Source organism: Micromonospora reichwaldensis (assembly GCF_031845925.1).
Lineage (GTDB): Bacteria > Actinomycetota > Actinomycetes > Mycobacteriales > Micromonosporaceae > Micromonospora > Micromonospora reichwaldensis.
The window spans coordinates 76,894-90,708 of sequence record NZ_JAVRFL010000012.1 but is presented as its reverse complement, the minus strand read 5'-3'; the positions used below and the strand labels follow the sequence as shown (position 1 = coordinate 90,708).

16 protein-coding genes are annotated in these 13,815 nt (G+C 72.4%); 6 read left to right on the top strand and 10 right to left on the bottom strand.

Going from position 1 to position 13,815, the window contains the following annotated elements:
- Window positions 1-245: 245 nt before the first annotated feature.
- Window positions 246-656, bottom strand: a complete 411-nt coding sequence (locus RM555_RS12460; RefSeq protein ID WP_311411889.1) for a type II toxin-antitoxin system VapC family toxin — start codon at window positions 654-656, stop codon at window positions 246-248.
- On the bottom strand, window positions 653-934 hold the full coding sequence (locus tag RM555_RS12455) for a hypothetical protein (protein WP_311411888.1): 282 nt from the start codon (window positions 932-934) through the stop codon (window positions 653-655). The genes RM555_RS12460 and RM555_RS12455 overlap by 4 nt, the downstream gene beginning before the upstream one ends.
- A gap of 162 nt (window positions 935-1,096) precedes the next feature.
- On the opposite strand from RM555_RS12455, the gene RM555_RS12450 reads away from it, so the two are divergent.
- Window positions 1,097-1,393: a GYD domain-containing protein gene (locus RM555_RS12450; protein WP_311411887.1), complete on the top strand. Its 297-nt coding sequence runs from the start codon at window positions 1,097-1,099 to the stop codon at window positions 1,391-1,393.
- Between the two features lie 134 nt (window positions 1,394-1,527).
- Here the strand turns inward: RM555_RS12450 and RM555_RS12445 are convergent, their stop codons facing one another.
- Both RM555_RS12445 and RM555_RS12440 read right to left on the bottom strand, forming a co-directional pair.
- Window positions 1,528-2,166 (bottom strand): N-acetylmuramoyl-L-alanine amidase family protein, encoded by a 639-nt coding sequence (locus tag RM555_RS12445; protein ID WP_311411886.1) that lies wholly within the window; start codon window positions 2,164-2,166, stop codon window positions 1,528-1,530.
- 363 nt (window positions 2,167-2,529) lie between these two features.
- Window positions 2,530-3,657, bottom strand: a complete 1,128-nt coding sequence (locus RM555_RS12440; RefSeq protein WP_311411885.1) for a DUF3103 family protein — start codon at window positions 3,655-3,657, stop codon at window positions 2,530-2,532.
- Window positions 3,658-4,607: 950 nt separating this feature from the next.
- Here RM555_RS12440 and RM555_RS12435 point away from each other — a divergent pair.
- The 3 genes from RM555_RS12435 (at window position 4,608) to RM555_RS12425 (ending at window position 6,790) form a co-directional block, all read left to right on the top strand.
- Complete coding sequence (locus tag RM555_RS12435; RefSeq protein ID WP_311411884.1) at window positions 4,608-4,928, top strand: MerR family transcriptional regulator; 321 nt, start codon at window positions 4,608-4,610, stop codon at window positions 4,926-4,928.
- 304 nt (window positions 4,929-5,232) lie between these two features.
- Complete coding sequence (locus RM555_RS12430) at window positions 5,233-5,436, top strand: cold-shock protein (RefSeq protein WP_151453711.1); 204 nt, start codon at window positions 5,233-5,235, stop codon at window positions 5,434-5,436.
- A gap of 205 nt (window positions 5,437-5,641) precedes the next feature.
- A complete protein-coding gene (locus tag RM555_RS12425; RefSeq protein ID WP_311411883.1) occupies window positions 5,642-6,790 on the top strand; it encodes a site-2 protease family protein in 1,149 nt (382 codons plus the stop codon).
- On the opposite strand, the gene RM555_RS12420 is transcribed toward RM555_RS12425, so the two are convergent.
- Both RM555_RS12420 and RM555_RS12415 read right to left on the bottom strand, forming a co-directional pair.
- Window positions 6,787-8,046 (bottom strand): FAD-binding protein, encoded by a 1,260-nt coding sequence (locus RM555_RS12420; RefSeq protein WP_311411882.1) that lies wholly within the window; start codon window positions 8,044-8,046, stop codon window positions 6,787-6,789. The two genes, RM555_RS12425 and RM555_RS12420, sit on opposite strands and share 4 nt — an antisense overlap.
- Window positions 8,043-8,597 (bottom strand): hypothetical protein, encoded by a 555-nt coding sequence (locus RM555_RS12415; RefSeq protein WP_311411881.1) that lies wholly within the window; start codon window positions 8,595-8,597, stop codon window positions 8,043-8,045. Before RM555_RS12415 ends, RM555_RS12420 begins: the two co-directional genes overlap by 4 nt.
- Before the next feature lie 75 nt (window positions 8,598-8,672).
- Between RM555_RS12415 and RM555_RS12410 the strand changes: the two genes are divergently transcribed.
- Window positions 8,673-8,876, top strand: a complete 204-nt coding sequence (locus tag RM555_RS12410; RefSeq protein ID WP_311411880.1) for a hypothetical protein — start codon at window positions 8,673-8,675, stop codon at window positions 8,874-8,876.
- A 96-nt stretch (window positions 8,877-8,972) separates the two neighbouring features.
- Here the strand turns inward: RM555_RS12410 and RM555_RS12405 are convergent, their stop codons facing one another.
- On the bottom strand, window positions 8,973-9,902 hold the full coding sequence (locus tag RM555_RS12405) for an LLM class F420-dependent oxidoreductase (protein WP_311411879.1): 930 nt from the start codon (window positions 9,900-9,902) through the stop codon (window positions 8,973-8,975).
- 174 nt (window positions 9,903-10,076) lie between these two features.
- On the opposite strand from RM555_RS12405, the gene RM555_RS12400 reads away from it, so the two are divergent.
- The gene (locus RM555_RS12400; protein WP_311411878.1) at window positions 10,077-11,234 is read left to right on the top strand and encodes an acyl-CoA dehydrogenase family protein; all 1,158 of its coding nucleotides are present in this window, start codon (window positions 10,077-10,079) and stop codon (window positions 11,232-11,234) included.
- A gap of 91 nt (window positions 11,235-11,325) precedes the next feature.
- Here RM555_RS12400 and RM555_RS12395 read toward each other — a convergent pair whose 3' ends face one another.
- From RM555_RS12395 to RM555_RS12385, 3 genes are all read right to left on the bottom strand, one after another.
- A complete protein-coding gene (locus RM555_RS12395) occupies window positions 11,326-12,003 on the bottom strand; it encodes a hypothetical protein (protein ID WP_311411877.1) in 678 nt (225 codons plus the stop codon).
- Window positions 12,004-12,179: 176 nt separating this feature from the next.
- Entirely contained in the window at window positions 12,180-13,217 is a 1,038-nt protein-coding gene (locus RM555_RS12390; RefSeq protein WP_311411876.1) for a hypothetical protein, read from the bottom strand.
- Entirely contained in the window at window positions 13,217-13,486 is a 270-nt protein-coding gene (locus RM555_RS12385; protein ID WP_311411875.1) for a hypothetical protein, read from the bottom strand. The genes RM555_RS12390 and RM555_RS12385 overlap by 1 nt, the downstream gene beginning before the upstream one ends.
- Window positions 13,487-13,815 lie beyond the last annotated feature (329 nt).

Below are 13,815 nucleotides of genomic sequence, written 5' to 3'. Positions count from 1 at the left end.
ATGGCGACGAGAAGCGGCGGCAGTTCGCCGACTGGCTCAAGAGCGGAGGACCACCCGACCTGACGGGCCCGGTCGACGCCACCAAGCCGGACGCGGCGTGAACCACGAGCACTACCTGTTGGACAGGCCGGCCCTCGCCCGCTGGCCCAAGCCCCGGGTGGCCCCGGCCGGCACCACCGACTGACGCGGTGGCAAGCCGCCCCACCCGCCGTTGCGGCAGGTCCGGCCGCCACCACCGCTGCGCGTCAGTCCCAGGTCTCGCCGATGTCGAAGACGTCCAAGCCGGGTGGCGCCGCAGCCTCGATGGCCTTCCGGTCCCGGGTCACCAGATAACAGCGGTGGAGGATCGCCGTGGCGATCGCGTGCGCGACATCCAGTGACACGGTGAACGCCGCCGCGATGCGGGCCACCCGCCGACTCGTCGCGGCGTCGTAGACCGCCACCTGGATGTCGCGGTCCTCCGTGAACAGCAGATCAAGCATGCTGGCGGCGGGCGTGCCCGCGAGTTCGAGCTGCGCCTGCCCGAGACAGAGCGCCGGAATCCACACCTGCTGGTCGGGATCCTCCTCGGCCAGGGTCAGCATGGCACCGGGCTCGACGCTCGTGCCCGACGCGTACGCCAGCAGGGCGGAGGTGTCGAGGACGAGACCGTTCACGCGGCGGCAGTCCCCTCGTTGTCGAACTGGCTGAGCCACTCGACGTTGCGGGCGTGCTGCTCGTCACTGACGGGCGCGAGAGCCGCCAGGCGGGCGCGGGCCTGCTCGACGTCCTCGTCGGTGACCACGTAGCCGAGCTGTGCCCACTTCGCACGAAGACTGTCGGCACGCATCTTCCGACGAAGGATCCCGGCGATGAAACCGGACGTGGTGCCCTGCGTGCGCTCGACGTACGCGGCCACGTCGTCGGGCAGGCTGATCGTGATGCGGCGAGTCATACTCTGACCATACCCTCTGCATACTGACGGAATGTCAGCAGCTCGTCACGCCACACCGGCCGCACCCCAGTCCACCACCGACGCCGAATGCCTGGTCAATTTCGACCCTTATGTCCCAGAAAACTGCCTTACGCTGAGATCTCTTCATGGAGGTGAAGGACCATGCCGACGTATGTCGCGTTGCTGAACTGGACCGATCAGGGGATCCAAGGCTTCAAGGACACCGCGAAGCGCGCCGAGGCCTTCGCCGCAGCGACACAGAAGCTCGGGGCGAATCTCCTGAACATCTGGTGGACCGCCGGTCCGTACGACCTCGTGGCCGCCGTCGAGGCCCCCGACGACGAGACCGCCTCCGCGGCGCTCCTGCGGCTCGGCGGGGCGGGCAACGTCCGCACCACGACCATGCGGGCCTTCGGTCAGGAGGAGATCAGTCGCATCGTCGCCAAAGCCGCTGGCTGACTCCATCACGGCCATGACCATGGGGTGACTGCCGACCCGGACGAGCAGCCACCCCCGAACATACGGCCAGGACCACGGACGGGCGTCCTCGCCGAACCCGCCGCGGCGTGCAGGCGGCTCAGCGACGCAGCACCCTAGAGACCGAGGTAGGCGGCGATGCCGTTGGCGTGCCCCCGGGCGGTGGCGGTGATGAAGGCGGCGCGCTTGAGCAGGTTCGCATCGGCCACGGTGTCGATGAACAGGTTCTCGGTCAGGACGGCGGGCATCGCGGTCTCGCGCAGCACATGGAAGTTGGCGGTCTTCAGGCCGCGGTCGGTGACCGAGCCGACGGTGCGCATGCCCGACAGGACCCGCGAGTGCACCGGACTGTGCAGGGCGCTGGAGGTGCCCGGGTACCGGTAGCTCTCGAAACCCGTACCGCCGCCGGAGTTGATGTGGATGCTGACGAAGATCGTGGCGCCCCACGCGTTGGCGTCGCTCGTGCGGTACGTGAGACTGCGGGTGATGTCCGAGGTGCGGGACATCCGTACGTCGACGCTGTAACTGGCCTTGAGGATGTCGCGGGTCTGAAGCGCGATGCTGAGGGTCAGGGCCTTCTCGGTCAGGCCGTTGCCGACGGCGCCGGGGTCGGTGCCGCCATGCCCGGGGTCGAGGTAGACCTTCGGGACCGCCGCGTGCGCGACGCCGGTCGCCGCCCACGGAGCCACGACGAGACCAGCGGCGGCAGCCAGCAGGGTGCGGCGGCGCGCTGAGGAGTTACCGATCACGAGCACCTCTCCACGGAAAGTAGGGGATGCCGGGAGGCCGCCGTGGGCCGCCTGTACCCGTACGGGCTGGCACGGCGCCACTGTAATGCATGGAAATATATAAATGAATAGACGATCCGCTGCCCGAAGACGTCCAGCGGGGTCGAGCGGAACTGACAGACATTTCCTCCGCCTCGAGCACCTCCCGCAACCCGGCGCGCAGGGCGGCGAAGGCGTCGCCGCCGGTCAGGGCGGCGACGGTCTCCGCGTTGCGGTCCCGCACCCACCGCGCGGCGTCCGCACCATCAAGATCTTCCAGCCAGAGGTACGGATCGTCGGTCGCCACGGTCAACCGCGCCACCCCGCCACCATGCCCGAAGAGCGGGCCGGTCAGAACTGCGCGACCCAGTACGGGGAGAGGTCCATCCAGCCGTTGGCGGCGGCGCCGTGCCTCCGGCCGCTGCTGGCGGTGCTCAGGGTGTACCAGGCGTCCACGAAGTCCGGGTCGTCGGTGTACCAGGAGGTGGGGACGGCATCCAGGATCGCGTTGACCAACGGGGTGTACGCGCCACCGTCCACGATCACCAGAAGGGCGCCCGCGATCGCCTTGACCAGGGCCGCGTAGTTGGTGTCCCCGTCGTCCTCCATCATCACCACGTCGGCCAGGTTGTACTTGTACGACGAGAAGTGCACCAGCAGCTGGTTCGGCTGGTAGGTGGTGCCGTCGTGGTCCAGGTACGGCATCTGCACGAGGTCGACCTTGACCTTGCCGTCCAACCCGAACCCGGCCACGAGGTTGTAGATCTCGGCGTCCCCCTTGATCCAGGGCTCCTCGTCGTCGCTCAGCCGGACCGCGTCGACCTTGGTGGCCCAGTAACCGGCCGACGCGGTCACCCCGGAGGCGCGGGTCGCCGGACGCGCCGGAGCCGCCTGGCCGATGCCCCTCTCGCCCAACTCCTGGCGCATCATCGCCAGCCCCGCGGTGAGCGCCCGCTCGGTGTCCACGTCCACCACGAGCACCGGCTGCCGCGGCACCCGCGTGGCATCCAGCACCACTGTGCCGCCGGAGCGGTCGTAGGCGGTCACGCTCGTCGCCGAGTCGTCGGGCGGGGTGGCGGCCACCAGCGGTGCCTCGCCGCGGGCCAGCGCCGCGCGCATGTCCGGGTGGGCCAGCCGCAACCGCAACAGCGAGCCGGTGCCGCCCGGCAGGCCCTTGGCGACCAGCAGCCGCTGGTTGGCGGCGCGGAGGTCACCGGCGAGCCGGGCGTCGACGCCGGCGGCGAGCAGGTCGACCGGGCCGTTCACGGCGGAGCCGCCCAACCGGGTCAGCTCGGACCGACCGGTGAGGGCCACCTGACGGGCCACGCCGTCGGTGATGGCGAACACCGGGCTGGCGACCGCCGGGGCCGGTGCGGGGTGGTCGGGCCGGGCGTACGCCGGGGTGCCGATCGCTGCGACCAGGGTGGTCGTCGCGATGCCGAGTGACAGGACGGCGCGGCGGAAGGTACGTCGGTTCACATGGACTCCTCTGCGTCTCCCGGCCATCGGCTCGTGGCGGCGACCAAGAGATTGACGACGATGACTACATAGGTATACGTCCACCGGGAGGCCGTCAACGTCGCCGCGACAGTTGATTGCACGCCACAGCTCAGACAGCCACGAACCGGACCGGCTCGCCGAGCACTGTGGCGGCCCGGTCCAGACCCGCCAGGCGAGCGGCGAGTGCGGCCGATGCCAGACGCCCCCAGCAGGACCTCGCGTACCGCGCGGGTCATCTCGAAGCCCTGGCTGACCTGCGCGTCGCCGGGTGCACATTGCCGCGGGCCGGCGGCCCGGTGGGGAAACCCGTGATCAGCGGCCGAGAAAATCTGGTCTCCCGAGACTAGACATTCTCGGTGGGGCTGGGTAATGTTGCCTCCGTTGACGACAGAGATCGGTTAAAGACGCTGACGAGAGCAGGCTGAGCGTCGAAGCAGGGCCCGGAACTTCTCGCGGCTCGCTCGGCAACTGCGGTGGAACCACATCACCGCACGCACCACGGCAAGTGCAGGACAAGACCTTGACGTAACTCCAGGTCAGGGCAGACCGCAGGCAGGGCCGACGCAAGGTTCGGGGCTCCGCCTGATGCAGCAAGGATCCGCCGCACATGTGCGGGGCCATGAAGTCGCGTGGGGCTCCGGCATCGGCGGATAGCAACCGTGGGCAATGGAAGAAGAGGAAAGGGAGGGCTGGACGCCGTTGGATCGCCCGCCGTCAGGACGTAGTGCAAGTTCTGAGGTGGACGCCGTAGTCCCATCGAACGTGAGGTGGTCTCCGGTCACGCTTATGCGATCCTCGCACCGCCTGCCGATAGCGGCACGGTGCGGAAACGAGAACCCGACGAACCTGTCGGTAGATGGTGTACTCAACCCGTAACCCTGGGCCCCGGCGCGTGTTGCGCCGGGGCCCTCGTTCACGAAGAGGAATGCATGGCCCAACCCGACGACATGCTCGACGACGACGACTACCCCGCCTACACCATGGGCCGCGCCGCCGAGATCGTGGGCGCCTCGCAGGATTTCCTGCGCCGCCTTGACGAGGCGAAGCTGATCATCCCGTTCCGCTCCGCCGGCGGACATCGCCGCTACTCCCGCTACCAGCTGCGCCTGGCCGCACGGGCCCGGGAGATGGTCGATCAGGGCACCGCCCTCGAAGCCGCCTGCCGGATCATCATCCTCGAAGACCAGCTGGAAGAAGCCCTCCAGCACAACCGCGACCACCAGTGCCGCCAGCAGGCCGGCGCTACCTGACCCCGCGCCGCACGGTCCTTCTCCACCACGAGAAGGACCGTCTGCCGCACCCCGAAGACCTGCGGATGTGACACCGCCAGGACAGGTACACACGCAGCGAGGCCAGGGGCTGTCACCCGCCTGTGCTACGGTCTCCTTGTTGCAGTTTTGATTTCCGTAGACGTTTCCGGCGCCTGATGGGGTTATCTGAAACCTCCTCCAGGCGCTCTTTTCGTTTGTCGTGTCGGTTCGGCGCGGGCGATCAACGCGGCGGCGTAAGAGTCCGCACACCGTGCGGTCTCCAACAGCCTGCGAAGGAGCAGACATGGCTACAGGTACCGTGAAGTGGTTCAACGCCGACAAGGGCTTCGGCTTCATCGCCCAGGACGGCGGCGGCCCCGACGTCTTCGCCCACTTCTCCGCGATCGCATCGAGCGGCTTCCGCAGCCTCGATGAGAACCAGCGGGTGGAGTTCGACATCACCCAGGGCCAGAAGGGCCCGCAGGCGGAGAACATCCGCCCGCTCTGATCTCCATTCTGCGAACGGCGGCCCGACTGGTTCAGCGGGTCGCCGTCCGTCATTTCCGCTGGCGGTGGGCCTGAGCGCTGACCACGCCAGGTCCCGGCGCGGCTACCGGCCATGACCTCGTCATCGACGGTCCGCCCGTCGCGGCATCGGCCAGCATGCCCCTCCGAACTGGCATGGGCGGGGCTGTCGCGGGTAGTACCCGAACATGAGGGCGAGTTTCCGGCTCGGCCGGATCGCGGGCGTGCCGGTCGGGGTCAACTGGAGCGTCCTGGTCATCTTCGCGCTGATCGCCTGGGGGCTGTCGGCCAACCAGTTCCCCCGGGCCTACCCGGACCGGCCGGTCGCCGCGTACGTCCTGGCGGGGCTCGCGGCGGCGGTGGTCTTCTTCCTCGGCCTGCTCGCCCACGAGGTGTCGCACGCGATCGTCGCCAAGCGCAACGGGCTGGAGGTCGGCGGGATCACCCTCTGGCTCTTCGGCGGGGTGGCCGAGCTGCGCGGCGAGGCGCGCGACCCGGGCGCGGAGCTGCGCATCGCCGGCGTCGGCCCGCTGGTGAGCTTGCTGATCGGGCTCTTCTTCGGCGCGATCGCGGTGGTGCTCGCCGTGGCCGGGGTGGAGGGGCTGCTGCTGGGCTCGCTGGCCTGGCTGGCCGGCATCAACGTGCTGCTGGCGGTCTTCAACGCGCTGCCGGCCGCCCCGCTGGACGGCGGGCGGCTGCTGCGCGCCGCCGTGTGGAAGGCGACCGGCGACCGGACGAAGGCCTCGGTCGTCGCCGCCCGGGCCGGCTGGGTGCTCGGCGCGGTGCTGATCGGGCTGGGGCTGTGGCAGTTCCTGGCCGGCGTCGGCTTCGGCGGGCTGTGGCTGGCCCTGATCGGTTGGTTCCTGATCGGCGCCGCCGGCATGGAGGAGCGGCAGGCCCGGATGGGCAGCGCGCTCCAGGGCATCCGGGTGGCCGACGTGATGACGCCGCAGCCGCAGACCGCGTCGGGACAGATGACGGTGGGCGACTTCGTCGACCACTACCTCTTCGCGTACCGGCACACGGCGCTGCCGCTGACCGAGGACGACCGGCCCGTCGGCCTGGTCACCCTCGACCGGGTGCGCGGCATCCCGGCGGACCGCCGGGCCGGCACCACGCTGGCCGAGGTGGCCTGCCGCGCCGACGAGCTGGTGCTCGCCCGGCCGGACGAGCCGCTGAACGAGCTGCTCCCCCGGCTCAGCGAGTGCGCCGACGGCCGTGCGCTGGTGGTGGCCGACGGCCGCCTCGTCGGGATCGTCTCGCCGAGCGACATCAGCCGGGCGGTGCAGCGCGGCAGCCTCCGCGAGCAGCTGGAGGGCGGCCGGCCCGGTCGCTAGTCGCGGGGAAGGTAGTGGTCGAGCAGGTCGGTGCGGAACGTGCCGGCCGGGTCGAGCCGGCACGCCAGGTCGAGGAAGTCGGCGTACCGGGGCAGGGCCGCGGCGACCGCCGCCGGGGCGAGGCCGAAGACCTTCCCCCAGTGCGGGCGCGGCGCGAACGGCGCGAGCCGCTCCTCCACCGCCGCCACCACCGGCAGCACCGCCGCCGCGTCGGCGGTCCAGGTGAAGTGGATGGCCAGGCTGTCCCGCCCGTGGTTCGGGCTGAGCCACAGCCCGTCGGCGGCCACCGCCCGCAGCTCACAGACCTGGAGCACCGGCGCGATCAGGTGCGCCACCGGATCGAGCGCGGCCAGCGCCGCCGACGCCGAGCCGCGCGGCACGTGGTACTCCGACTGCAACTCCGCCCCGCTGCTGGGCGTGAACCCCAGCCGGAAGTGCGGCAGCCGTTCGTGCCACGGGCCCGGCTCGCCGAGCTGCGGGGTGCAGCTCCGCGCGGGCATGCCCGGCACCGGGTGCCGCGGCGCGTCGGCCGCCGTCGTGCCGAGCCAGTCCGCCGGGAGCGGGGCCGCGTCCGCGCGCTGCTTGACCCACACCTCCCGCAGCCGCGGCGACCGCCAGTCGGTGAAGACGCTGACGCTGTACGCCGAGGCGAACGCCGCGTCCAGCGCCGCGCGGGACAGGCCGAGGCGGACGTGCTGGCGGATCTCGAAGGTCGGCACCACGTCCAGGGTGACCCGGGTGACGACGCCCAGCGCGCCCAGCGACACGACCATCCCGGCGAAGGTGTCCCCGTCGGCCGCCCGGTCCACGGTCAGCAGGTCGCCGCCGGCGGTGACCAGTTCCAGCCCGGCGACCGCGCTGGCCAGGTTGCCGATCGTCTCCCCCGAGCCGTGGGTGCCCGTGGCGACCGCCCCGGCGACCGAGATGTGCGGCAGCGAGGCGAGGTTGGCCAGGGCGTACCCGCGCGCGTGCAGCCAGGCCGCGAGGTCCCCGTACCGCATGGCGGCCGGCACGGTGACGGCCCGGCGGTCCGGGTCGAGCGCGACGGTCGCGGGCAGCCCGGCCAGCGAGACCAGGTCGCCGGTGGTGTCGCCGAGGCGGTTGAACGAGTGCCCGGTGCCCACCACCCGGAGGCGGTCGCTGCCCGCCACCAGCCGGCGCAGCTCGTCGAGCGAGGAGGGGCGGTGGTGGCGGCGGGCGGCGTAGCGGACGTTGCCCGCCCAGTTGTGCCGCGGCCCGGCATCGGCGGTGGTCACAGGGTGCGGTGGCGGTCGGCGGCCGGGGCCCCGCCGAGCGCGTCGACGAAACGGTCCCCGGCGTGCCGGGTCAGCGCCGCCGCCACCTCGGCGGGCCTCTCCCGGACCCGCGCCAGGTCCAGCAGCTCCACCGCGGCCCGGCCGTCGACCGGATGGTGCGCGTCGGCCGGCAGGTCGGCCAGCGCGCCCGGCGCGGGAACCAGCAGCAGTCGCGGCGTCGACGGCAGCCCCTGCCGGGCCGGAGGCCGCGCCAGCGCCAGCGCCGCGACCTCCGCCCACGCGATCGTGCGGCGCAGCCCGGGGCGGCGGACGCTCAGGCCGTCGGCGCCGACGACGAACCGGAACGGGCGCAGGAGGCCGACCAGCACGCCCCCACCCAGCAGCACGGCGCCGACGGCCACCAGCCGGCGCAGCAGCACGTGCTCCCCCGGCAGCACCAGCAGCACCCCGCCCCCGATCACGCAGGCCAGGGGCAGCACCAACGCCCCCCGGTTGCGGTGCAGCTCCATGTCGTACCCCCGTTCGACACCGTGGTCGTCGGGACGCATCATCCGACGAGCACCGGCGGGACGGAAACCGGTCGATCGGGCACGGTTACCGCGCCCCCGTCGGGGAACCCTACGCCGATGAGCAGCTACCGCGATCCCGCCCCGCGGGGCGACGTGTTCCCCTCCGAGGAGGAGATCGACCCGACCGGCATCGGACCGGTGTCGTCTGCCGGGGCGTACCCGGCGGGCACCACGCCCCGCCCCAAGCCGGCGCCGCCGCCGACGCCCCCGCCGCACCCGGTGCCCCATCCGGGGCCGGCGCCCAAGATGGGCCGCGCCTGACGGCCGGCACGACGGGGCCGCCGCCCCGCGCGCGACTTGCCGCCGTCGCCGGCGCAGGAGGTCGACGCGGTGGTGGGGCGGCGGTTGCCCGCCGGCTCAGAGCTGGGGCTGCACCTCGGCGGCGACCAGCTCCAGGTGGTCGAGGTCGGCCAGGTCGAGCACCTGGAGGTAGAGCCGCTCGCTGCCGATCTCGGCGTACCGGCCGATCTTGTCGACCACCTCGGCGGGGGTGCCCGCGAGGCCGTTCTCGCGCAGCTCGTCCGGCTCCCGGCCGATCGCGGCGGCCCGCCGGGCCACCTCGGCGTCGTCCCGCCCGCAGCAGAGCACCAGGGCGTTGGACCAGCGCAGCTCGCCCGGGTCGCGGCCGGTCTCGGCGCAGGCGGCCCGGACCCGGTCGAACTGGGCGGCGGAGTCCTCGACCGAGGCGAACGGCAGGTTGAACTCGTCGGCGTAGCGGGCGGCCAGGCGGGGCGTGCGCTTCGGGCCCATGCCGCCGAGCAGGATCGGCGGGCGCGGGTCCTGCACCGGCTTCGGCAGGGCGGGCGAGGCGCTGACCGGGTAGTATGTCCCGGCGAAGTCGAAGGTTGCGCCGGGCGGCGTCGCCCAGAGCCCCGTGACGACCGCGAGCTGCTCCTCCAGCCGGTCGAAGCGCTCCCCCAGCGACGGGAAGGGAATCCCGTACGCGGTGTGCTCCTCGGCGTACCAGCCGGTGCCGATGCCCAGCTCGACCCGGCCGCCGCTCATCTGGTCGACCTGCGCGACGGTGATGGCCAGCGGGCCGGGCAGCCGGAAGGTGGCGGCGGTCATCAACGTGCCCAGCCGGATACGCCGGGTGTCCCGGGCCAGGCCGGCGAGCGTGGTCCACGCGTCCGTCGGGCCGGGGTCGCCGCTCACCGCGCCCATCTTCAGGTAGTGGTCGGAACGGAAGAAGGCGCCGTAGCCCGCCTCCTCCGCGCAGCGGGCCACGGCGAGCAGGTCGTCGTACGTCGCGCCCTGCTGGGGTTCGGTGAAGATCCGCAGTTCCATGCGTCGAGCATAGGGAGCGGGCCGGGCCGGCGTGCCGTTCCGGCCCGCTCCCGGGCGGCGGCGTCGGGCGGATGCCCACCGCGCGAAGTGGCGGGCATCCGATAGCGGCGAGCCTGGCCCCGGGTCGTCCACCGGTCCAGAGTGGAGGCCGAGCGACGAGGCGAGGAGGATCCCATGGAGGACCAGCACCGGGACGGGCTGACGGGGGCGGTGGACGCGCTGCTCCCGGAGGTGTCCCGCCGGGCCGGGGAGATCGAGGCGGCCCGGGGGCTGCCCGCCGATCTGCTCGACTCGCTGCGGGCGGCCGGCTGCTTCCGGATGTTCGTCCCCCGCAGCCACGGCGGGTACGAGGCGGACCTGCACACCGGGCTGCGGGTGCTGGAGTCGCTGGCCCGGGCCGACGGCTCCACCGGGTGGACGGTGATGATCGGCGCCGAGACGCCGCACCTGGTGGCGATGCTCTCCCGCGACCGGTTCGACAAGTTCTACGCCGACGGGCCGGACGTGGTCGTCGGGGGCGGGTTCGCCCCGCAGGGGCGCGCCGAGGCGGTCGACGGCGGCTTCCGGGTCACCGGCCGGTGGGCGTTCGCGAGCGGCGCCCGGCACGCCGACTGGATCTTCGGCAACTGCGTGCTGACCGGGGACGGCGGGCCGGCGGGGGCACCGCCGGCGATGCGCTCCATGCTCTTCCCGGCCTCCCGGGTCACCGTGCACGACACCTGGCACGTGCTCGGCCTGCGCGGCACCGGCAGCCACGACATCGAGGTGGCGGACGCCTTCTGCCCCACGGAGGAGAGCTTCGACCTGTTCACCGGTGTGCCCTGCGTACCGGGGCCGGGCTTCGTGGCGCCGCTGGTCCACTTCGTCCTGCACCTCGGCGCGGTGGCGGTCGGCATCGCGCAGGGCGCGCTGGACGACATGGTCGCGCTGATCGAGGGCGGCCGGCAGCGGCTCTACGCCCGGCAGTCGCTCGCCGACTCGCCGGCCTTCCGCCTCCAGCTGGGCCGCGCCGACCTGGACGTACGGGCCGCCCGGGCGCTGCTGCGGGACCTGGCCGACGAGCTCTGGGCGGCCTGCGCCACCGATCCGGCGGCGATCCCCGCGCTGCACCCACGGATCTCCGCCGCGCTGCCCTGGGTGACGGAGCGGGCAGCCGCCGCGGTCGACACCTGCTACCGGGCGGCCGGCGGCGGGGCGGCCCGGGACTCGTCGCCGTTGCAGCGCCGGTTCCGCGACATCCACACGTTCAGCCAGCACGCGGCGGCGGCCGAGGGCTGGCTCGCCAACAACGGCGCGCGGGTGCTCGGCCGGCCGGTGGAGCTGGCCTACTGACCCCGGGGTGCAGCGGCGCGGGCGCCCGACCCGGGCGGGTGTCCCGGCTTCCGACCGGAGCCGGGGCACCCGCCCGCCGTCGATCGACGGATCAGCAGCGCTGCCGCTGCCCCGTGTAGTGCACGCCGACCTTGCCCACCACGGTCAGGTCGGTCAGGCCGGTGTTCGCACCGCGGGCCACGTAGCACGAGTAGCGGTGCTGGTTGATGACTTCGAGGTGGATGTGGACCCCGCTGTCACCGTTGACCTGGTAGCAGCTGGACCAGCGGAAGCGGCCCGTCTCGCCGAGCTTGGTCCACGGACCGACCGAGGCGCCGACGACGATGCCACCGGGCTTGTTGTTCACGTGCATCACGTCCGCCCGGCCGAGGATCTGCCCGGTCGTGGTGTCCCGGGCCTCGAGCCCGATGCGGTAGCCGCCGTCGGCGAGATTGCGGGTCGCGCAGCCGGCCTGGACGGTGACCACCTTGACGGCGACCGGGTGCCCGGAAGCGGTCTTGGTGCCGAACGGCGAGACGATCGTGGCACCCGGGCCGCGGTAGATGTCGACGGCCCAGTCGTTGGGGTAGCCCCAGTGGCCGAAGACGATGTGGTGCGAGGTCGGCCCGGAGAGACCGAACCGGTCCCAGGTGGACGATCCCTGGATCGGCGGATAGACGTTGACCGTGTCCGCTGCCGGATGCGCCTGCGCGGCGCCGGCCGGGGCGACCACGGCGCCGACCGCGAGCACGAGGGCGGCCATCGCAGGGCCGAGACGACTGAACTTCACATGATCTCCATGGCTGTTCTGGCGCAGCGGGGCTCAGTGGACATCGCACCGGGAGGCGCACGAGCGGGCCTGCGCACGATCCGGCGGATCTTATACCACCATCGATGGACCTCATGATCGACGTCTATCCTCCGCCGCCGGTCTCCCGGGCTCCTGGCGGACCTCCGGCCGGCCGTTCAGACGTACGGCCGGGTGGCGTACGCCGCCTTCAGCGCGGCCAGCCCCGTCGACTTCGGCGACAGGGTGCCCCAGCCCGAGTTGAAGTAGTTGGTCCGCGCGATCCGGGGTCCCCGCTCGGCGTTGAGCTGGGCGATGGCGGCCGGGACGGTGGCGATCCAGCCCGCCTGGTCCGGCACCTCCGCCACCCGTACGCCCCACTCGGCGATGATCACCGGGCGGGAGAGGGCGACCGGGCCGAGGTCGACCACCGCCCAGTCCTTCGCCCGGCGGAACCGGGCCAGCGCCGTGTGGGTGGGGCTGGTGGCGTAGGCGTTCCACTGGAGGAAGTCGAGCCTGGCCATCAGCGCCTCCGGGTGGGTGCGCTGGAAGCAGGCCCGGTCGAAGCCGCCCACCCCGACCGAGAACGTCGTGCCGGCGGGCAGTTGGCGGGCCCTGAACCAGTTCACGATGTACGTCATCGCCTGCACCGCGCGGGCGTCCGACTGCGCCCAGTTGTAGGTGACGCCGGACTCGGTGGTGCCGAACTCGTGGTCGGTGTCCAGCTCGGAGGCGAGCTGGATGTTCACCCCGAAGCCCAGGGTCCGGTACTGGGACAGGGCGCGGGCGAAGAGCCCGTCGCAGTGCCCGGCCAGGACCTGGCTGTAGCCGTACGCCCGGGGCCAGGTCGTGCCCGGGCGCTGCTGGATGGTCATCGCGGGCGCCGGGACGGTGTAGGTCACGCCGTCCACGGTGAAGGTCTGCGGCCCGGCGTGGGGCGCGCCGTAGTGCTTCAGCTCCAGCACCATGTTCATCTGCACCCCGGCCCTGCCGAGGGTGATCAGCCACGGCCGCTGGTAGCCGGGGAAGGTGTAACCGTCGGCGAAGCTGCGGTACTGGGTCAGCGAGCGGAAGTTGCCGCCGGCCATGTCGGCCGTCGGGTCGGCGCCGCCGGAGAGGTAGTAGCCGCCCAGCACCGGCGGCGCGATCGTGTAGTCGGCGGTCGCGGTGGCGGTACGCCCGCCGTTGTCGCGCACCGTGACGGTGACCCGGGGCATCACGCCACCGCCCGGTAGACGGCGACGGACCCGTTGTCCGACGCTTTGGTCCAGGTGCGGCCGGAGTCGTCGGTGACGGTGAGGGTGAGCGGGTCGATGACGGCGGTGACCTTGACCGGCGCGCTGCTGTTGCCCTGCGCGTCGGTCACCACGATCGTGACGGTCACCGGCTTGGTGTCGGCGTCTCCGTAGGTGACCGTCAGGATCATCTGGTCGCCGGGTGAGTAGGTGGAGGCGTTCAGGGAGGCGGTGGCGGTGGGAGCGGCCATTGCCGGCTCCTCTCGTGCTCGGTGACCGGACCGACCGGCTCGTGACCAGGGCCGGTTCCGGTGGGCAGGGTGGGACGGGACACCCGGGACGTGACTGCCGGAGCGCGACCTGGCGCTGCGTCGGCGGCCGGCGCTGCGCTACGCCGGGGTCGTCGCGGGGTCGGGTTCGGTGATGGCGGTGTCGGCGGGGACGATGCTGTCCCCGCCGGGCCCGAGGAATGGGTTGCGGCCCGCCGTCCTCACGCCTCTGACCTGCTACAACAGTGCGCCGGAAAGGCGATCGGCGTCCTGTCCGTTATCGGACGGCTGATCCCACAGGGCATCACTTG